Annotated in this window: 18 protein-coding genes; 11 read left to right on the top strand and 7 right to left on the bottom strand. The window is 53.9% G+C overall.

Annotated features, from left to right (window positions below):
* Positions 1 to 67 precede the first annotated feature (67 nt).
* The 5 genes from Enr10x_RS30110 (at position 68) to lptB (ending at position 6,266) form a co-directional block, all read left to right on the top strand.
* Positions 68 to 631: a cytochrome C oxidase subunit IV family protein gene (locus Enr10x_RS30110; RefSeq protein ID WP_197997392.1), complete on the top strand. Its 564-nt coding sequence runs from the start codon at positions 68 to 70 to the stop codon at positions 629 to 631.
* 101 nt (positions 632 to 732) lie between these two features.
* Entirely contained in the window at positions 733 to 1,377 is a 645-nt protein-coding gene (locus Enr10x_RS27475; protein WP_145115019.1) for a cytochrome c oxidase subunit 3, read from the top strand.
* A gap of 230 nt (positions 1,378 to 1,607) precedes the next feature.
* On the top strand, positions 1,608 to 3,317 hold the full coding sequence (lepB, locus tag Enr10x_RS27470) for a signal peptidase I (RefSeq protein WP_145452187.1): 1,710 nt from the start codon (positions 1,608 to 1,610) through the stop codon (positions 3,315 to 3,317).
* Between the two features lie 141 nt (positions 3,318 to 3,458).
* Positions 3,459 to 5,327 carry a signal peptidase I gene (lepB, locus tag Enr10x_RS27465; RefSeq protein ID WP_145452185.1) on the top strand — a complete coding sequence of 623 codons (1,869 nt, stop codon included), beginning with the start codon at positions 3,459 to 3,461 and terminating at the stop codon, positions 5,325 to 5,327.
* 156 nt (positions 5,328 to 5,483) lie between these two features.
* Positions 5,484 to 6,266, top strand: coding sequence for an LPS export ABC transporter ATP-binding protein (gene lptB, locus Enr10x_RS27460; protein WP_145115010.1), 783 nt, complete (start codon positions 5,484 to 5,486; stop codon positions 6,264 to 6,266).
* 20 nt (positions 6,267 to 6,286) lie between these two features.
* Here lptB and Enr10x_RS27455 read toward each other — a convergent pair whose 3' ends face one another.
* The 5 genes from Enr10x_RS27455 to Enr10x_RS27435 form a co-directional block, all read right to left on the bottom strand.
* Positions 6,287 to 7,390 (bottom strand): beta-ketoacyl-[acyl-carrier-protein] synthase family protein, encoded by a 1,104-nt coding sequence (locus Enr10x_RS27455; RefSeq protein ID WP_145115007.1) that lies wholly within the window; start codon positions 7,388 to 7,390, stop codon positions 6,287 to 6,289.
* Positions 7,391 to 7,569: 179 nt separating this feature from the next.
* Positions 7,570 to 7,776 (bottom strand): hypothetical protein, encoded by a 207-nt coding sequence (locus Enr10x_RS27450; protein ID WP_145115004.1) that lies wholly within the window; start codon positions 7,774 to 7,776, stop codon positions 7,570 to 7,572.
* 57 nt (positions 7,777 to 7,833) lie between these two features.
* Entirely contained in the window at positions 7,834 to 8,730 is an 897-nt protein-coding gene (locus Enr10x_RS27445; RefSeq protein ID WP_145115001.1) for a DUF6677 family protein, read from the bottom strand.
* Positions 8,731 to 8,973: 243 nt separating this feature from the next.
* Entirely contained in the window at positions 8,974 to 9,756 is a 783-nt protein-coding gene (locus tag Enr10x_RS27440) for an SDR family NAD(P)-dependent oxidoreductase (protein WP_145114998.1), read from the bottom strand.
* 332 nt (positions 9,757 to 10,088) lie between these two features.
* Positions 10,089 to 10,427: a HesB/IscA family protein gene (locus Enr10x_RS27435; RefSeq protein ID WP_145114995.1), complete on the bottom strand. Its 339-nt coding sequence runs from the start codon at positions 10,425 to 10,427 to the stop codon at positions 10,089 to 10,091.
* Between the two features lie 424 nt (positions 10,428 to 10,851).
* On the opposite strand from Enr10x_RS27435, the gene Enr10x_RS27430 reads away from it, so the two are divergent.
* From Enr10x_RS27430 to Enr10x_RS27405, 6 genes are all read left to right on the top strand, one after another.
* Entirely contained in the window at positions 10,852 to 11,871 is a 1,020-nt protein-coding gene (locus tag Enr10x_RS27430; RefSeq protein WP_145114992.1) for a 3'-5' exoribonuclease YhaM family protein, read from the top strand.
* A 72-nt stretch (positions 11,872 to 11,943) separates the two neighbouring features.
* The gene (gene dapF / locus Enr10x_RS27425) at positions 11,944 to 12,780 is read left to right on the top strand and encodes a diaminopimelate epimerase (protein ID WP_145452183.1); all 837 of its coding nucleotides are present in this window, start codon (positions 11,944 to 11,946) and stop codon (positions 12,778 to 12,780) included.
* A 146-nt stretch (positions 12,781 to 12,926) separates the two neighbouring features.
* Positions 12,927 to 13,370: a DUF2752 domain-containing protein gene (locus Enr10x_RS27420; protein WP_197994809.1), complete on the top strand. Its 444-nt coding sequence runs from the start codon at positions 12,927 to 12,929 to the stop codon at positions 13,368 to 13,370.
* Between the two features lie 92 nt (positions 13,371 to 13,462).
* The gene (locus tag Enr10x_RS27415) at positions 13,463 to 14,161 is read left to right on the top strand and encodes a hypothetical protein (RefSeq protein ID WP_145114983.1); all 699 of its coding nucleotides are present in this window, start codon (positions 13,463 to 13,465) and stop codon (positions 14,159 to 14,161) included.
* Positions 14,162 to 14,229: 68 nt separating this feature from the next.
* On the top strand, positions 14,230 to 14,925 hold the full coding sequence (locus Enr10x_RS27410; RefSeq protein ID WP_145452181.1) for a hypothetical protein: 696 nt from the start codon (positions 14,230 to 14,232) through the stop codon (positions 14,923 to 14,925).
* 122 nt (positions 14,926 to 15,047) lie between these two features.
* On the top strand, positions 15,048 to 15,398 hold the full coding sequence (locus tag Enr10x_RS27405) for an amidohydrolase (protein WP_145452180.1): 351 nt from the start codon (positions 15,048 to 15,050) through the stop codon (positions 15,396 to 15,398).
* A gap of 2 nt (positions 15,399 to 15,400) precedes the next feature.
* Here the strand turns inward: Enr10x_RS27405 and lepA are convergent, their stop codons facing one another.
* Together lepA and Enr10x_RS27395 are read right to left on the bottom strand one after the other, a co-directional pair.
* Positions 15,401 to 17,209: a translation elongation factor 4 gene (gene lepA, locus Enr10x_RS27400; RefSeq protein WP_145452178.1), complete on the bottom strand. Its 1,809-nt coding sequence runs from the start codon at positions 17,207 to 17,209 to the stop codon at positions 15,401 to 15,403.
* Between the two features lie 62 nt (positions 17,210 to 17,271).
* Positions 17,272 to 18,291 carry an ROK family protein gene (locus Enr10x_RS27395; RefSeq protein WP_145114972.1) on the bottom strand — a complete coding sequence of 340 codons (1,020 nt, stop codon included), beginning with the start codon at positions 18,289 to 18,291 and terminating at the stop codon, positions 17,272 to 17,274.
* Between the last annotated feature and the right edge of the window lie 126 nt (positions 18,292 to 18,417).

Genomic DNA, 18,417 nt, shown 5'->3' with positions numbered 1-18,417 from the left:
TTTTTGAATTACTCGCGGGGCGTTGCTGCTCCCCAGTTTATCAGATAAAGAGACGAAAGAATTCATCATGTCAGATCATGTTGAAAGTGATACTCACGCAGAAGATACTCAGAGCTGCCACGTGCATATTGTTCCGGTCAAAGTTCTGATCGGTGTGTTTTTGGCCCTGGTGTTTCTGACCATCGTGACAGTGGAAGCAGCGAAATACGACACAGGCAGCGTGGATGTCATCGTCTCCATGGCGATTGCAACTGCGAAGGCGTCCCTGGTAGTCTTCATCTTCATGCACCTCTGGTATGACAAGCCATTGAACCGCATCATGTTTTTCTTCTCCATCTGCTTTGCTGCCTTCTTCCTGTGCATGATTCTGCTCGATTCGCATGCCTACGATCATTACGTCAAAGGCTTCATGCAGGATAAAGCGCCCGCTGTGGCTCCCGCAGCAGCGCCAGCCGCAGCACCCGCTGCCGCTAAACAGGCTGCACCGGAAGGAAAAGAAGCAGGCGCAAAAGCAGATGAAAAGTCTGCACCAGAGGCAGAAGCTAAAAAAGCCCCAGAGGCAGCCGCTAAAAAGGCCCCTGAGACAGAAGCCAAGCCGGCCCCTGAAAAGTCCGACGCTGAAAAGAAGTGATATTGAATTTCCCCGGGCTGTCACAGAAAATAGAGTTTGAGCCACCCGCTGGCTCAGTCTTGATAGAATTCGTTTCGTTTTCAGTATGATGGCAGGTCAGCATGCCTACTTACCAGAGCCGCTCATTCCGTGATCGCTGTGTGATGTTATTCACATCCAGCGATCGGCTCAGTCAGCGGGATTTCGGCTTGGCGATCTTCCTCTTCACAATCGCAGTGCTGTTCCTGGCAGGGTTGATCGCTTATGCGGTTGTGCGGACCAGCATGGCTCAGTCGTCCCAGCCCATCCACCTGGTGATACCTCCCATTCTCTGGCTGAGTACGGCACTGCTGATCTTCGGGAGTATTTCGATCCACCGGTCGCTGTATTACGTCAGGCTGGAGAAACAGCAGCAGTTTCGCAACTGTCTCAATCTGACTTTCCTGCTGGGAGGCGCCTTTTTTGTCGTCCAGACTCTGGGGCTGATGAACGTGCTGCAGCAGCATGGAGAGCTGTTAGTGACTCTGGATCCCACACAAGACTCCTATCGCTATCTGAGCAGCTACGGCGCCCTGTTTGCCTTCGTCCTGCTGCACGCTTTGCACTTTATCGTGGCGTTCGGCGTGCTGGGATTTGTGATTTATAAAGCATATCTCTATCAGTACGACCACGAATATCACTGGGGCGTGCATGCCTGTTCGATCGTCTGGCATTTCCTGGGAGTGATCTGGATCTGTATGCTGCTGCTGTTCTGCTTTGTAGGCTAAGTTGTTAAGATTCAGTGCCTTATGTTGATGTGGTGAGACTGCGAGTCCAGCACCGCATCCCGCCGGTTGCCAGTTGAATTCTTCTCCTGTGAGAAATGAAGTGAACTGTTCCGGGAGTCACTGAACCGCTATTTCCAGAGCCCCGCAGGATCTATTAAAATAGATCTCCCAGGTACCGCTTGCTGAATCCCGGATTCAGATGATTTCACTGTCTTCTGTTGTAAGTTGCGATGCACCAATCATCCAGTCAAACCGATTCCGACACAGAAGAAGTTCCAGAGCGAACCAGCCTGACGCGGATGGTGGTTGAGTCTGTCGTGGCGCTGGCGATTGCTGTCATTCTCTTCCGGACCTTCGAAGCTGAAGGGTACATGATTTCCACCGGCTCGATGGCACCCTCTCTGCTGGGCTATCACAAGCAGGTGACCTGTCCCCGCTGCCATTATTCATTCAGCTATGGAGTGGCTTATGACGATTCCGTTTCCGGGAATCGTTTTCAGGCCTCGCAGGGGGAAGATGAAGGATCGTTTTCACAGTCAGGCGAGTATGCCACCTGCCCGAACTGTAATACCAATTCCATTGATTTGAGCCATGTTCCCCGGAATGAAGGCGACCAGCTGCTGGTCTTCAAACACGCCTATTATCTGAAGCCGCCCCAGCGCTGGGAGGTGGTCGTATTTCAGAACCCGATCAAGCCAACCCAGGCTTATGTGAAACGGGTTGTAGGACTGCCGGGAGAAAACGTGCAGGTCAAAGGAGGCGACCTGTATATCGACGGGGAGATCCAGCGTAAAGATCTGAAAACCCAGCAGGCCGTTCGGCTGCTGGTTTATGACGATCAGTATCAGCCTCAGAATGATGATTTTTTCCAGCCCCGCTTTGTTCCCGTCGAGGAAGAGGAAGAGGAAGGCGAGCAGGCAGGGGGCTGGGAGTCGCACGAACACGGGTTTGTCCATACAGCCGACCAGGAGAATCCCTTGCAGGAATCTCGCTGGTCATGGGTGAAATACCAGCACTGGATCCGCCAGGGGGGGCATCATCAGTCGCATGTGTCCCTGAAAGAATGGCCCGCAGAAGTGGATGAGCCCGAACCGGTCATTGGGGTGGTCCATTACGATGCACAGAAACAGGAATTGAACTGTCATGGAGCCCTGGCTCCTGAGGAATGTCAGCGGTGGCTGAGTCAGACCGATGATGATGAATTCCGCTATGCGATGACACTGTTATACGAGAAATCACATGTTGCACCGGTGGTCGATACGTATGCCTATAACTCGGGTGTGGAGAATCAGGAAGCCAGCCCCGTACATGATTTTCTGTTCGAGTGCCAGTTGCAGGTTTCCGGAAGAGAAGGCGCATTTGCCATTGAGATGTTCGACGGCCAACATCGGTTTCGAACTCTGATCGATTTCCAGCAGCAGCAGGTTTCGCTCTGGGTCGATGATCAGAAACAGCCATTACGCACCGAACGATTGCAGGGTGAGTTCCGTTCCGGGCCTGTGCGACTGGAGATGTCCGTCATGGACCGCCAGGTGCTGTGCGCGGCAAACGGAAAGCTGCTCTACCAGCCGCTGTTGTTTTCAGAGAGTTCCGCGCCGCGGAAAGAAATCCTTGAGCCGGTCCGCTTTGGCTGCAAAGGAGCGCGGCTGCAGGTGACGGGGCTGAAGCTGTTCCGCGACATTCATTACACGCGCGGAAAGGGACTGCACGGCGTGGAAGAGCCCTATGAACTGGATGAGCGCAGCTATTTCGTACTGGGAGATAACAGTCCCGTCTCCCTGGACAGCCGGAGCTGGGCCGATGGTAAGGTTGATCACAAATACTTACTGGGCAAGCCTTTTCTGGTCCATCTCCCCTCCCGGCAGGGGGAAGTCAAATTCGGGAACCATATCGGACACATCCGCATTCCAGATTTCTCCCGGATTCGCTATATTCACTAGTAAGGGGCTGTTTTTCCTTGTGACTATTTTTGTCTCCCGAGAAGAAAAAAGCTCAGAAATCAGAACGAGCAACGAATAATGGAAACAGGCGCATGGTTCTGGCTCCGGATTCGGATTCGATAAATTGACAGGTTGCTATAGATGACCAAAAAAATCGAGAAGTCAAAGCTGAAAAATTTTCTCACCGAACGGGCAGAGAAAAAAAAGACCGACGCTGATGCCCCTCGCTCCCGCCATAACGAGATCCGTGACACGGTGGAATCGATCATTATCGCGCTGGTGTTTGCCTTTGTGTTTCGTGCTTACTCTGCTGAAGCGTTTGTAATCCCCACCGGTTCAATGGCGCCGACACTCTATGGTCGGCATAAAGAGATCAACTGCTCCGAGTGCGGTGTGAAATATGCGGTCGGTGCCAGCGATGAACTGATTGAAAAGACGGAGTACTACAATCCGGAATACAAAGTTACCGGCGCGCTCTGTCCCAACTGCCGCTATTATTCTGATTTACGTGACGCGATGCCCTATACCGGGGATCGGATCATCGTTAACAAGTTTCCCTTCGAATTCGGGGATCCCAAACGCTGGGACGTGATCGTCTTCAAGTATCCCGAAGCGTCCCAGACCAACTATATCAAACGCCTGGTGGGGCTGCCTGGCGAGGAAATTCAGGTCTCCCGGGGGGACGTCTATGCCCGCCGAAGCGAGCAGGAACCGTTTCAGATTCTCCGTAAGGACAATCTGGAGAAACAGCTGACCGTGCAGCAGCTGGTTTATGACGATGATTATCCACCCCGTGCGATTTTACAGTATGGCTGGCCGGAACGCTGGTCTCCCATGCAGCAGGTTGCCGCCGGTGAGACCAGGTTCGAAGGGCTCGCGAAATCGGGTTGGGAGATCGATCGGGAATCGCGGGCGTATCAGTACCAGGGGACGTCGACCAGTTCAGGTGACACAAAGCTGGAGTGGCTGCGGTACCAGCATATCGTGCCCCAGACATCGGAGTGGGCGCTGCTCCAGGAAAACCCGGAACTGTTTCAACAGTCGATGACTTCTTCTCCCCCGCAGCCCCGTCTGATCAGCGATTTCACCGCCTATAACAGCTACACCGGCGGCACAACCGACGGCTATTTCCTGTACGATGCCGCCTTCTGGGTCGGCGACCTGACTCTCAGTTTCGATGTGGAGCTTGAGAATTCTGAGGGGGAGCTGTTCGTGGAACTCATGCGGGGCGATCGTCATTACCGCGTGAAATTTGACGTGAAGTCCGGGAAGGCGACACTGTACTATGTGGAAGACTTCCCCAACCCTGAACCAGTCGAGACTGAATTAACGACCGTCCAGACGGCATTGCAGGGGGCGGGTGCTCACCAGGTCATGTTTGCCAATGTGGATCAGCGGCTTTGCCTCTGGGTGGACGGGAGTGCCACCGAGTTTGAAGGGAAGTCCGAATACCAGCCGCCTGTCTCGGCTGCACCGCGGGAAGGCGATCTGGCGCCGGCCGGGATCGCAGGCCGCGGACTCGATTTTAATATTTCCCATCTTCTGCTGCAGCGGGATATCTATTATCGGGCAGACGAATACTACCAGAAGATGGAGTACCAGGGAGAGCATAAGCATTTGTGGGAACTGCTGGACGATCCGGCCGCCTGGAGCCGGGAGTATGAAGACCATCGTCGTCAGGTCCGGTTTGCGAAAATGTCAGACGACGAATTCTTCGTCCTCGGCGACAACTCTGCCCGCAGCGCAGACAGTCGTTTATGGGGCAATGAACGGGGGGCGGAGCACCGCCATGCTGTTCCACGATCCGCGCTGGTAGGAAAAGCATTTATGATCTACTGGCCACATGGGATTCCGTTTATGAATAACGGCCGCGGCTATTCGCCGGATGTGGGACCACTCAAGAAGTTTTTCTATCACCAGACGTCCCCCGGAACCTATCCCAAGGATCCTTATGCGAAGCTGTCGTTTCCCTTCTACCCCAATTTTTCCCGGATGAAACGCATTCGCTGAGCACGGATGAAACGCATCTCCTGAACCCGGATGAAACGCATCTGCTGAACACAGTGCAGGCAGCTGAAAATCACTATTCAGCCAAATCCCCGTTTGTATTAGAATACGCTCACTTTCGCTTTTTGAGTTGCAGTTTCGTCAAGGAGGACGGGTACGATGCCACTGCTGGAATGTGTCGGTCTGGTCAAAGATTATCCCGGAAAACGAGCCGTTGATGGCGTCGATTTTTGCGTGGAACGTGGTGAAATCGTGGGTCTGCTGGGACCCAACGGGGCCGGCAAGACGACGACCTTCCGGATGGCCTGTGGGATGGTCGCCCCCACGAAGGGGCGCGTGTACCTCGAAGATCAGGATGTCACTTCCTGGCCGATGTACAAACGGGCGCGGAAAGGCATGGGCTACCTGCCCCAGGATGAGAGCGTGTTCGTCAAGCTCTCCATTGAAGACAATATCTACGCCATCCTGGAATTCCTCGACCTGAATCGCCGTCAGCGGCATGAGACCGTCGATCGTCTGCTGGACCAGTTCGGACTGACTTCGAAACGCAAGCAGATCGCTTCTACACTTTCAGGGGGAGAACGGCGACGTCTGGAAATTGCCCGTTGTCTGGCCAGTTCTCCCGAGCTCATTCTACTGGACGAACCCTTCACGGGGATTGACCCGGTTACGATTCATGATATTCAGGATATTATTGCCGACCTGCGGGACAGTGGAATCTCCATTCTCCTGACCGACCACCGCGAACGTGAGACACTGACGATTACCGACCGCAGTTACATTATCAGTGCCGGTCAGGTACTGGTCAGTGGAGACGCGGAAACAGTACTCAGCGATGAATCGGCACAGGCGCTCTACTTCGGAAAACGTTTCGACAAGGGCTCCATCATCGAGGGCCGCGAAGCCTTTGGGACCCGTGGATATGAGCGGGATGCTGCCTGAGACCTGCTTTCCAGGGCAGTTCAGCCTTCGTCGTGATAACGGCCCGGCTGCCAGCGGATCGCGGCGCGACCGATACACATGGAATCGGTCAGTCGATCCATGCAGATCCCGGCTGCCGGCAGTAGAATCAGATCACCTGGCTCAACCGGCTCGTATCCGTTCTGGCTGACGACCTCTTCCAGTCGGGCCAGAATAGTGGGAATCGTCGATGAGATCGAATTGCCGTAGTTGGGCAGGTTGTTGAGAAAGTCAGCTTCGATGGGCACCTGCTTCGCGGCAGCAATCATGGCTTTGAGCAGTTTACCACTGGGCTGATGCGGTGCAATCAGGATGCGGCCAGGTTCATCTGCGACTTCGCGGTATGATTTCAGGCAGGCGTCCAGCATGAAATCCACACCGTTCAGAAAGACCGATTCCCCGTCCATGTGCATCACCAGTTTGTGTTCCGGCTGACCACGGAAATCGAACATATCCCCCTGCTCGGTCCAGAACATGGGAACGTCGGGTTTGCGACGCTCTTCGGGAATATATTCTACAGACGTTTCCACATGCAGCAGTTCATGCCCCGGTCCACGCCAGAGTGTGGTCCCGGTGGCCCCCGCAGAAACAATGCCGCAGAATGCTTTGTCGGAAGAGTCGTGCCAGTGTTCGGGGGTTTCAACTGTCAGCAGCGGGACGTGCACGCCTGCGGGAAGTTCCTGCAGCAGCTGGGCAGCGCGATTCAGGAGATGCACAAAACCGACACAGCCGTAATTGAATGCAATGAATCGTTCTGCAGGGACGCCCAGTTTTTCGGAAAGCTGATCGCAGAGCTGCCGGGCGGACTGGTTGTTCGTGTGTGAGTGGCAGAACAGAATCGCGGGGCAGTCGTTCCAGTCAAATCCAACGCGGAACTGCAGTTTTTCGGCGATGGCGACAGCGATGTCCAGAGGTGAGAGATCGGGCTGGAGTAGTCGGCGTGTCTCGATGCCCGTAGATCTGCTGATGGCCTTGACGCTTGAAAAACCGGCCGTCACTCCCTGGTGCGAGAGGGTGTAGACACTTTCATTGTCCAGTAACTCGAACAGATCCGCATGATCTGCCAGATCTACAATGTCCGTAAGTGCTAGTCCATTAATCTGCATAAAGTAATCCCAACCTAACTATTGCAGAAAGGGAATCCATAACCCCGCAATCGTCTGAGTATGCTCAACAATAGTTGAAAGTGCAATTGTATCTGTAGAAATGAAGGTGTTTTTTTTAGAAGTCGAAATCAGATTTGGCGGGTTCACGAAACTTGATATGGCTTCCAGTGCCAGATTGTTCAGAGATTCCACGAAAGTACTGCCAGCAGTGTCATCAAGGCCCCCATGATGATGATGGCGGTAAAGAAAAAACGAATGGATCGTTTGATAATGATTTCAGGAATCTCATACCGGGTCGCATTATAAACCAGACTGATCACTGCCAACAGAGGAATCAGGTAAACAATCGCATTAACCTGGTTCGCGAACAGGAGTGATACAGACATAGTTCTGCGCCTTTACCAATTTATCTTAAAACGGGGTGAATAGGTAGTATGGGTTTATCAGGTTTTTGTAGGAGCCGCTTCTTTATCCGGAGCTGGTGTGCCCGTTTCTTCTTCTTCATCTCCCCGACCATAGGCAGGACCTTCAAAGGCATCCCAGATTGCCAGCAGGTTCAGGAGGCCTGCGATCCAGGTGAATACGACGGCGAATTCATACCGTTTGCCCAGTTCCTTGTTGATATCATCCAGCTCACGATCGCTCAGAGGCATTTCAAACCAGTTCAGGAACGGTCGTGGAATGGTGCCTTCGATATGTCCGGTGTCAGTCCGACGTCCACTCACTTCCCGCACCACGGCGCATTCCAGGCCGCGCCTCTGATTGCCCCCCAGCGGTAAGCCGATGCCCACAGGATCGGCGAGTTCTAAGGGCTCGATCGGCTGGCCGTCCAGCGTCCCCTCGAACGATCCAGTGACCTCAGGGCCAAACTCACCGGAGATCGATTTGAGTCGGATTGTTCCCTGTAACTGGCCACTGATGTTTTGGCCGTTATCGCCCCGGTCCAGCAGGGTCCCCTGGAACGGGGATTCCAGAGGCAGATCCATCTGGTAAGGCTGCGACTGAAAATAACTGGCATCGAGATCATTTTGGGAAAGGTTGCTGGGGGCGGATTGCTTATTGAACCGGGAGTTTTGAACCAGGGCGGGCAGGGCAGGCAGTCCGACGCCAACCTGTGCAAAATATCCCAGGTTCCGCTTTCCCTGCCAGGACTGATAATAGACGGTCTTCCAGTCGCCCAGTGCCATTCCACAGAAAAACGTACTGAGAATACAGAAGCAGTAAATCGCTCCTTTGAAGGTACGTCCCTGGTAAAAATGACCTGCACCGGGAATCAGAAATGCCAGAACTGCGGCGACAGCCGGATTTTTTAATTCAATTTGATTTTGACTGTCAGCCATTATGGGGTCCTCAGGCAGTTCCCTGGTCAAATCTGGGTTTGGGCTATTCGTGTCCGGCTAGAGAATCTTAGTCTTAACTTCAGGAATTCAGAAGAGCGCTCTGGATTCATCCACGTCGTGATTCTGTGTCAGGCGGGATTATGTAGTGTATCTGATCAGGAAAGATAGGACCAGAGCAACCTCAAATCATTGTCTTTACAAGAGTTGACGCGTCTGGTCCTTGTAAGGGATCTGCAGTCCGTCTTACTGGGCACCCTCGGCCCGATTGGACCACCAGGGGAGACTGATTCCACCGTCAATCGTGGTTGTTCCGCCGGTCATGTAGTCTGCATCCGGACTGGAGAGGAAGGTCACCAGTTTACCGACTTCGTTCGGCGTCCCCAGCCGTTTCCAGGGGATGTTTTCTGCACCGGCCTGCAACTGCTCATCTGTGAAGAATTTACGCTCGCCGGGGGTGTCAATCCAGCCGGGATGGACGGTGTTCACGCGGATGCGATGCGGGGCAAATTCGATGGCCGCAGTCCGAGCCATGTGATCGATGGCCGCTTTCGCCATGTTGTAGGCAGCAGAGGTCGGAATCGCGATGACCGCGTGCGGGGAACTGATGACGACGATCGACCCGCCGGAACCCTGTTTGGTCATCTGGGTGGCAGCAGCGCGAACACCAAAGAAGGCCCCCCACATGGTGACATCGATGGTCCGTTTGAAGCCTTCCATGTCTGCTTCCAGAATCAGCTCGCGATCGCTGTAGGCGGAGTTGGAAACGAACAGGTCCAGGCTGCCAAACTCTTCGACGACTTTAGCGACGGCCGCCTCTACTGAAGCCTGATCTGAGACATCGGCCTGGATGGTGATGGCTTTCACGCCGTATGAACGCGCTTCTTCTGCGGCCTCTTCCGCTTCTTCGGGATGAGAGCGATAGTTGATCGCTACATTGGCGCCGGCTTTAGCCATTTCAATCGCACATCCTCGACCGATTCCCCGGGAGGATCCCGTCACGAGCGCATTTCGCCCTTCCAGTTTCATTGTGATCTCTTCCTTCGTGTTGATTGTCTTCTACAGGATAATGGTGCCGGTATTCGCGAGTGAAGAACCGGCTTACTGAGTTATAGCGACCGGGGACTCCGGTGGGAAGCCGCAGACAGGCTCGCAGGACATTGCCTCAGCTGGAAATCGAGGGAAAGCTTAACTGTCCGTGTCTGATCCGGAGGCAGCGAGCCGCTGGTTGCTTGACTGTCAATGTAAACCAGCGGTGCCCTGAAACAAAGAAAACCGGGGAGCAATCTCTGCTCCCCGGCAAAATCTTCATCTTTCGTGCACTGGATTGAGGCGGGAAATACTCCCGTGTTTCAACTCAATCAGGCAGAGAAGCTGCTGCCACATCCACAGGATTTGACAGCATTCGGGTTGTCGAAGGTGAAGCCACGTTTGTCGAGGCCTTCGTAATAGTCGACGGTTGTTCCATCGAGGAACAGGCTGCTTTTCTTATCAACCACAACCTTGACCCCGTGTTGCTCGGAAATCGTATCATTTTCTTCATTAATTTCGTTGGGTTCAACGAATTTGAAGTCATATTGGAAACCACTGCAACCACCAGAAACGATTCCGATCCGTAACACAGAATCTGCACTATAGTCCGAATTCTCTTTGAAACGCTGCAGTTCCTTGGAAGCATTTTCAGTAATTGTCACAGCCATGGAAAATAATCTCCAATTTAAATTAGTTTGGTTGCTAGACCCGTGAATTGAGTTTATCGGCAAAAACAGGTCAAAATATGAATTTCACCACGGGTAAGTGCGAGCCTGTTTGCCGCTGTTGAGCTCTCATTATTATAGCAGGGGGAAGACGTTTTCCGAGATGCATTTTCCTCAGAACATCTCAAACTGCCGAGATTCATCTTGAATATATTTATCGCAAAGGGGAACTCCTTTCAAGTGCTGTTCTGGAAGGGTTTTGGGGATTCAGACAGAGCGTGATCAAAGGGCAATTTATTCGTATATCTGGAGCTTTATGTCGTTTATCGAGGCGGTTCAGTGAACACCTTCTTTTGCACTTACGACACCTGGTCTCTAAAATGCGAATATCAATTATGTTCTGGAAATAAACAATGAGGCAGACACCATGAACACCGCACGGCAGTTGTTGCTTCTCAGTGAGATGGAACCGGGGCAGATGGCAGACAGCTTTGTGCTGCTGGTCTCCAGAGAACGATCGACCACACGGGACGGCAAGCCCTATTTCCGGGTTCAGTTCCGGGACAATGCGACGGTGGCGACAGCGATGATCTGGAGCGACACTCCCTGGTTTGAAGACTGTGAAGCCAACTGGACCGAGGGGGAATTCTACAAGGTGCGTGCCCGCTACGACGAAAATAAATACGGTCCGCAACTGGACATTGACCGGATTCGCCCGGTGAACGAAGAAGATGCCGAGGATGGATTCGACCCCGGGCTCTATTTCAAACGCTCCCGATTCGACAGCGAGGAGATGTTTGCTGAGCTGGCCGAAATTGCCCGGGAGCAGATCACGGAAGAACCCCTCCGCGACCTGGTGCTCGACATTCTCGAGCAATATGCAGGCCAGATCAAAGTAATCGCGGCGGCCAGCAGAAACCATCATGCATTCACCGGGGGGTTTCTGGAGCATGTGCTCTCGGTCACGCGGGCCGCCAGTTACCTGGCTGATAAATACAGCGACTACTACCAGGAAATGCAGCCTCCCCTGAACAAATCACTGGTCGTGTCTGGGGCGATCCTGCACGACATCGGCAAGCTGACCGAGTTGGATTACAAACCACACGCGTCGAGTTACACACCGGCAGGCAGGCTGATCGGTCACATTCTGCTCGGCCGGGATCTGGTGCGGGAGCACGCGGCGAAGTTTGAGGACTTGAGCCCGGAGACACTGCTGCGGCTGGAGCATGTGATCGTGTCGCATCAGAATCTGCCGGAATGGGGTTCGCCCATCGCCCCGCATACGCCGGAAGCCCTGCTGGTACATTACGCGGACGACCTGGATGCCAAGTTTCACATGATGGCCACGACACTGGAAAATATCCTGCCGGGCAGCGAAGATGCGTTCTCCGGCCGTGACAATCCCCTGCGGCGGAGTATCTTTCTGGGGCTGAAGTCGCCAGAATAGCAGAGAATTCATTTCGGGTCTGCCTGGTTCAACCAGCGCCTGTTTTATGTCAGAGAGAATAGAAGAACGACGATGAAATTTACCAAGATGCACGGAGCCGGAAACGACTACGTTTACGTCAACTGTTTTGAAGAGACCCTGCCCGAGGACATCGCCAGCCTGGCGGTGGCGGTCAGTGATCGCCATAAGGGGATCGGTTCGGACGGTCTGATTCTGATCTGCCCGTCCGAGAAGGCGGACGCCCGGATGCGGATGTTCAACGCGGATGGCAGCGAGTCTGAAATGTGCGGCAACGGTGTGCGTTGTGTGGCCAAATATGTCTACGATCATGGCATTGCGAAACAGCAGACGCTGAAGATTGAAACCGGGGCCGGTGTGCTGCACCTGGATCTCGAACTGGCGGGCAGTCGCGTCAGCCAGGTCCGCGTGAATATGGGCAAGCCGATTCTGAACAGCGCCGAGATCCCGACCCTGCTGCCCGGAGATCCCCCGGTCGATGCGGAACTGGAACTGGGCGATCAGAGCCTTAAGGTGACCTGCGTCTCGATGGGGAATCCGCACTGCATCACCTTCGTGGACGAGTTGAACGATCACTGGGTCCACGGGGTGGGACCAAAAGTCGAAGTGCATCCCATGTTCCCGAACCGGGTCAATGCGGAATTCATCGAAGTCGTTTCACCGGCCGAGCTGAAGATGCGGGTCTGGGAGCGAGGTTCCGGGGAAACCCAGGCTTGTGGTACTGGTGCCTGTGCCTCTGCTGTCGCAGGCGTCCTGACGGGACGGTCTGAACGGAATGTACTTATCCACTTGCCCGGTGGTGATTTACGACTGGAATGGGCCGACTCGGACGAGGTCTTTATGACCGGTCCCGCCGTCGAAGTTTACCAGGGAGTGTGGACGGGGCCGTAATAAATGGTAACCTGACAGGAGCAGGCGGACATTTTCCTGAACTGGTCTTGCAGTAAAATAATAGAACTGATAAACCTCGGCTTCTCTCATTCTCAAAAATGAATTTCAACCCAAAACCTACAGCCAAAACATCAGGCAATCAGCTGTTGTCGGCGCTGCGTGAATTGCATCCGGGCATTCGCATTGGATGGAAACTGCGGTTGCTGCTCGTCGGCTGGAGCCTGTTCCTGATTGGCGGGTTTTGTGTTGCGATTCGAATTCAGCCGGATCCGCGTGGATTCGGTTCACATCAACAACTCGGTTTTTCACCCTGCGTTATTCGAAATCAATTATCCATTCCCTGTCCCAGTTGTGGGATGACGACTTCCTTTTCACATTTTGTTCGAGGTCAGCTTCGTCAGTCTGCCCAGGCCAATACTTCCGGTTTGGTCCTGGCACTGGTCTGTCTGGCAATGATTCCCTGGTCCTGGATCAGCGTGTATCACCGACGGCTCTGGCTGGTCTCCAATCCTGAAATCTGTCTGCTCTGGCTCGTGTGTGGTCTGGTCTCGATCACCGTGATGGAGTGGGCGCTCAGGTTGACCTTTTAAATACTTACGCGCCTTCAGCGCGCGTGAGAACCTGCCTTTCAAATCAAATCAATTACGACAAATCTTAGCGGTTCATGCCAAGGATGGCTGAAATGATGCGAACAAAACAACAGACGAAAAGCAGATTCTGCACTCACCGGCGGTGTTGCGTCCTGGTGCTGCTGGTCCTGGTCTGTCTGGAAGCCAGCGGATGTTCTCTGGGCGTCATGGCCGGAAAATTATTTTTTGGTGATCCCCTGCTGACCTGTGAATTTACGAAACGGACCAACGTTGATCTGTCCGAGGAGCAGAAGAAAGTGCTGGTGATCTGTTCGACTCCCGAGTCGATTCGTTCCGATTACCCGTCGCTGAATTACGATCTGCTGGAACAGATTACCTATGACCTGAAACGCCAGGGCATCGAGGTGCAGGATACCGGTGAAGTTGCGACCTGGCTCGATGATAACGGAGGCGTCTGGAACGACGTCGATGAACTCGCGGAAAACTTCAAAGTGGATTACATCATCCACGTGGACATCGACGAGTTTGACTATCGCGAACCCAACAGTCCCAACCTGCTCCGCGGGAAAACCTTCGGGACCGTGGCTGCGTATGAAGTCCATGAAGTCGATGGAATCCGCCGGGCGTTGTCTGTCTTCGAGAGCGACTACACTTCGGAGTACCCCAGCCACATGCCGGTCTCGATCGAACAGGAATCAGCTAAAGTCTTCAGAAAAAAATACCTTGATCGCATCGCCGATCAGATTGGTCGCTTCTTCTATAACTATCATTCCAGTGAAGATATTTATTGATCGAGACTGAAAACAAAGCAAGAGCGGGCCGATCAAAACATCAATTCGGAGTTGTGAAGGATCACACGATGAACAGTTTTTCGTTGAAACAACGTATTCATAAGCGGTTTCTGCAGGCAGTCAGCAAGCTGGCACTGGTGCTGGTGTTGTGTACGACTTTGTCGGGCTGTAACTATTTCATTCTGCTGGGTTACCTGATCGGGGGCCCGCCTTCGATCGAGCCGGACTTCGATGCCCAGACGCAGAAGTCCCTGACCGACAAGGATGTGACGGTGGCGATCGTCTGCTATGCCCCTCTGGAACTGCAGTATAACTTTGACGGGATTCACAACGACCTGGCGAAATACACCACCTTCCGCCTGCATCAGCACGGAGTGAAAGTGGTCAATCCAGACCGGATTCGCGCCTGGATCGATGAGAACCCCGACTGGGACAAACCGGAAGAAATCGGCGAAGCTTTTGATGTCACCTACGTGATCCACGTCGAACTGCATAAATACAGTCTGTATGAAGAAAACAGTTCCGACCTGTACCGTGGTCGTGCCGAAGGGATGGTGACGGTCTACGAAATGGATGACAGTGGCGAAGGCGAAAAACTCTACAGTAAAGAGATCACATCCTTCTATCCGCTGCGGGCACCCCGGGCGACTTCGGAAGTCACGTTCTCCAAGTTCAAGAAAGAATACCTGTCGCGACTCAGTGATGAAATCGGGCGGCTGTTCTACGAATACTATCGCGGTGACGACTTCACGCACGCCATCTGATGCGATCTGACTCAACTCTTGCAAGTCTGGTTCTGAAGCGTTAATTTCAGAGCCAGGAAAACGCGGGCACGTTAGAAGTGTCCGCCGGTTATCACTGTTGAGTTTCAGATCAGAGTGACGTCATGTCGATCAGCAAACAGGAACTGGTAGAACGCAGCCAGGTTATTCTGGCACATGCCTGGATGGTGCGGACCTTTATCAAGCACTGCGATGAAGCCGAAGACTATCCGGAGCTCATGGGCATTACCCGGGCCGTGTTCGATGCCTCACGGGCGCTGGAAACCCGCGTGGATGATCCCGACGCGTATCTCAAGATGCTGAAGAAAAAGATCAGCAAGCTGCGGAAGGCCACCGATCAGTTCGCGCTGGATGCTCCGGAAGCCTCCCTGCACACGAACTTCGAGCAGGCCGTGATCTCGATGAAAGGCTGCACGCAGGCCCTCGAAGCACTCTTGGCAGACGTGGAAGAGTAAGGTTACTCTTCCTTGGTGGCATCCAGGACTGCGAGGAAGGCCTTCTGGGGAATTTCGACCTGTCCGAACTGTTTGAGGCGTTTTTTCCCCTCTTTCTGTTTTTCCCACAGCTTGCGTTTACGGGTGATGTCACCCCCGTAACATTTGGCGGTCACGTTCTTGCGGAGCGCCTTGATGGTTTCGCGGGCGATAATCTTCCCGCCAATCGCAGCCTGGATGGGGATCTCAAACTGGTGCTTGGAAATCTCTTCCTTCAGGCGTTTGGCCAGTGCACGGCCGCGGCGTTCAGACTGCGAACGATGGACAATCGTGGAAAGGGCGTCGACGCGTTCGCCTTTGACGAGGATGTCCATCTTGACCAGATCGGCAGGACGGTAACCGATGATATCGTAGTCCATGGTGCCGTAACCCTTGGTGGCACTTTTCAGGCGGTCGTACATGTCATAGACGATTTCCGCCAGCGGTAGTTCGTAGACCAGCTGCGCCCGGTTGGTGCCCAGATATTCTGTGTTCTTGTAGATGCCGCGCCGGTCGGAACAGAGCTGCATAATCGTGCCGATGTTTTCTGACGGGAGGATGAAATTCACCAGCGCGATCGGCTCGCGGAATTCATCGATGCGGCTGGCATCCGGAACGTCCTGGGGATTGTCGATGTGTACGACTTCGCCGCTGCGTTCCTTGATTTCGTAGGTCACGTTCGGGGCGGTCTGCAGCAGGTCGATGTTGAATTCCTGTTCCAGTCGCTGCTGAATGATCTCCATGTGCAGCATGCCCAGGAAGCCACAACGGAAACCGAAGCCCAGCGCATCACTGGTTTCCGGAACGAAGCTGAAGCTGGCATCGTTGAGGCTCAACTTCTGTAACTCTTCCCGCAGTTTTTCAAAGTCGGTCGCTTCAATCGGGTACATGCCGCAGAACACCATCTGCTGTGGTGTCTGGTAACCGGGTAGGGGAGCTGCCGGCAGATTTTTGGGGTCGGCGATGGTGTCCCCCACATGGACCAGACTCAGTTCTTTGGCACCGCTCACCAGGTAACCTACCTGACCGGGACCCAGTGATTTGACGGCTTTCATGTGCGGCGTGAACTGGCCGATTTCAATGATGTCAAGTTTAGTGCCGCCCCGCATGAGCACGACGGTCTTCCCTTTTTCAATGGTACCCTGCACGACACGGACGTAAGTCACGACGCCGCGATAATGATCGTATTTACTGTCGAAGACCAGCGCCTGCAGCGGGGCATCGGGGGAACCCTGTGGAGGATCGATGCGCTCGACAATCGCGTCGAGGACCTCTTCAATCCCGATACCGCTCTTGGCACTGACTTTGAGTGCCTCTTCAGGATCGAGGCCGACAACAGACTCGACTTCTTCCAGTACTTCATCGATGCGGGTTACGGGCAGGTCAATTTTATTGACGACCGGAATGATCGTCAGGTCGGCATTGATGCAGGCATAGGCATTCGCCACCGTCTGGGCCTGCACTCCCTGGAAGGCATCGACGAGCAGCAGCGCACCTTCGCAGGCCGCCAGGCTGCGGGAGACTTCATAATGGAAGTCGACGTGGCCGGGTGTGTCGATCAGGTTCAGCTCGTAGGTTTCGCCTTTGTACTTGTGGTGAATGACCACCGTACGGGCTTTGACCGTGATACCGCGTTCCTGCTCAATCTGCAGGTCATCCAGGATCTGGTTCTTGAATTCCCGCTCCGTGATGGCGCCGGTTTTCAGGAGCAGCTGGTCGGCCAGCGTACTTTTCCCGTGGTCGATATGTGCTACGATCGAAAAGTTTCGAATCAGACGGGGCTCAGTTGCCATAAAAGGTATCTCGGTTTCTTATCACTCAGACCGCCCGAAATGGATTGTTCCGGGCATAGTTTCTAATTTTGTTCTGCTTTGAGGCAGGCCAGTCGCGCACAGCCGGCGACGCCGATATAACCGGCGTCTGCTCCGAGTTCTGCATAGTCGATGATCGTATTATCGTAAGGGACCTGAAACGCGCGTTGCTTTACCTCTTCTCGAATGCGCTGCATAAAACGATCGCCCTGCGCATTACCTTTGCCTCCAAAGGTGACCGCGCCACCAAACAGGACCATGTCCGGGTCGATGGTGTGCATCAGGTTCGTGGTGCCGACTCCCAGGCAGCGGGCGGATTCCATAATCAGCTCGACAGCCAGTTCGTCGTTCTGCTCCCCCGCTTCTGAGATCAACAGGGGCGTGAGCGTCTCACCCTGTTGCAGCTTGTCATTCAGGATGGACTCCCGACCCGCGTCGAGCTGCTCCTGGCAGCGCTTCACCAGTGACTTGCCACCCGCGTAAGCTTCGAGTGTACCATATTGTCCTGAATCACATAACCGTCCGTCATCCATCTGGATGACGATGTGGCCGCATTCGCCTCCATGGGAATGACGTCCCTCAATAATCATTTCATCTATAATAATACCACATCCAATGCCCGTGCCCAGTGTCCAGAACACCAGACTGTGAGCATCGCGGGCGCCGCCGATCCAGTATTCGCCGTAGGCGGCTGCGTTGGCATCATTCTGATAGACCGTCCGTTTGCCCCCGTAATGATCACAGACCGTCTGCCGGATCGGAAAGCCTTTCCACGTTGGAAGATTGGGCGGATCGACCAGTTTCCCCCCTGGGATGTCCATCGTGCCGGGAGTGGCGATACCGATGGCTTTAATCTCGTCCATGGTCAACTGGCAGTCGTCCAGAGCATCGTCGATGGCCTGGTAGATGTTTTTCAGGCCGGCTTCGACACCTTGGGGAACTTCCGTGGTCGTTTTGCAGAATGCCAGTGTCTGTCCCGCATCATCCACGATACCGACTTTAACGTTCGTACCACCAATATCGATGCCGACAAAATAGGGCCCTTGATGTTTTGTCGGTTCCATACTGTCTGTGGTTCCTCTGTGTTCTCTGTGATTCTGAAACGACTCTTATTACGTACCCCGAATGAGGCTGGGGCAGTCTCAATCAATGCCTGGCGGACGTAAGTCGATTGTGACAGGGGAAATAAT

Origin of the sequence: Gimesia panareensis (assembly GCF_007748155.1) — a bacterium.
Lineage (GTDB): Bacteria > Planctomycetota > Planctomycetia > Planctomycetales > Planctomycetaceae > Gimesia > Gimesia panareensis.
The sequence above is the reverse complement of the archived record's forward strand: the minus strand, read 5'-3'. Positions and strand labels throughout refer to the sequence as shown.

What these genes read in the sequence shown, in the direction of transcription:
- lepB (WP_145452185.1), top strand. Translation starts at nt 3,459, where the DNA reads ATGACCAAAAAAATCGAGAAGTCAAAGCTGAAAAATTTTCTCACCGAA.
- Enr10x_RS27440 (WP_145114998.1), bottom strand. Translation starts at nt 9,756, where the DNA reads ATGAAACTGGAAGGGCGAAATGCGCTCGTGACGGGATCCTCCCGGGGA.
- Enr10x_RS27405 (WP_145452180.1), top strand. Translation starts at nt 15,048, where the DNA reads ATGTCGATCAGCAAACAGGAACTGGTAGAACGCAGCCAGGTTATTCTG.
- Enr10x_RS27450 (WP_145115004.1), bottom strand. Translation starts at nt 7,776, where the DNA reads ATGTCTGTATCACTCCTGTTCGCGAACCAGGTTAATGCGATTGTTTAC.
- Enr10x_RS27395 (WP_145114972.1), bottom strand. Translation starts at nt 18,291, where the DNA reads ATGGAACCGACAAAACATCAAGGGCCCTATTTTGTCGGCATCGATATT.
- Enr10x_RS27445 (WP_145115001.1), bottom strand. Translation starts at nt 8,730, where the DNA reads ATGGCTGACAGTCAAAATCAAATTGAATTAAAAAATCCGGCTGTCGCC.
- Enr10x_RS27455 (WP_145115007.1), bottom strand. Translation starts at nt 7,390, where the DNA reads ATGCAGATTAATGGACTAGCACTTACGGACATTGTAGATCTGGCAGAT.
- lptB (WP_145115010.1), top strand. Translation starts at nt 5,484, where the DNA reads ATGCCACTGCTGGAATGTGTCGGTCTGGTCAAAGATTATCCCGGAAAA.
- Enr10x_RS27430 (WP_145114992.1), top strand. Translation starts at nt 10,852, where the DNA reads ATGAACACCGCACGGCAGTTGTTGCTTCTCAGTGAGATGGAACCGGGG.
- lepB (WP_145452187.1), top strand. Translation starts at nt 1,608, where the DNA reads ATGCACCAATCATCCAGTCAAACCGATTCCGACACAGAAGAAGTTCCA.
- Enr10x_RS27435 (WP_145114995.1), bottom strand. Translation starts at nt 10,427, where the DNA reads ATGGCTGTGACAATTACTGAAAATGCTTCCAAGGAACTGCAGCGTTTC.
- dapF (WP_145452183.1), top strand. Translation starts at nt 11,944, where the DNA reads ATGAAATTTACCAAGATGCACGGAGCCGGAAACGACTACGTTTACGTC.
- Enr10x_RS30110 (WP_197997392.1), top strand. Translation starts at nt 68, where the DNA reads ATGTCAGATCATGTTGAAAGTGATACTCACGCAGAAGATACTCAGAGC.
- lepA (WP_145452178.1), bottom strand. Translation starts at nt 17,209, where the DNA reads ATGGCAACTGAGCCCCGTCTGATTCGAAACTTTTCGATCGTAGCACAT.
- Enr10x_RS27415 (WP_145114983.1), top strand. Translation starts at nt 13,463, where the DNA reads ATGATGCGAACAAAACAACAGACGAAAAGCAGATTCTGCACTCACCGG.
- Enr10x_RS27410 (WP_145452181.1), top strand. Translation starts at nt 14,230, where the DNA reads ATGAACAGTTTTTCGTTGAAACAACGTATTCATAAGCGGTTTCTGCAG.
- Enr10x_RS27475 (WP_145115019.1), top strand. Translation starts at nt 733, where the DNA reads ATGCCTACTTACCAGAGCCGCTCATTCCGTGATCGCTGTGTGATGTTA.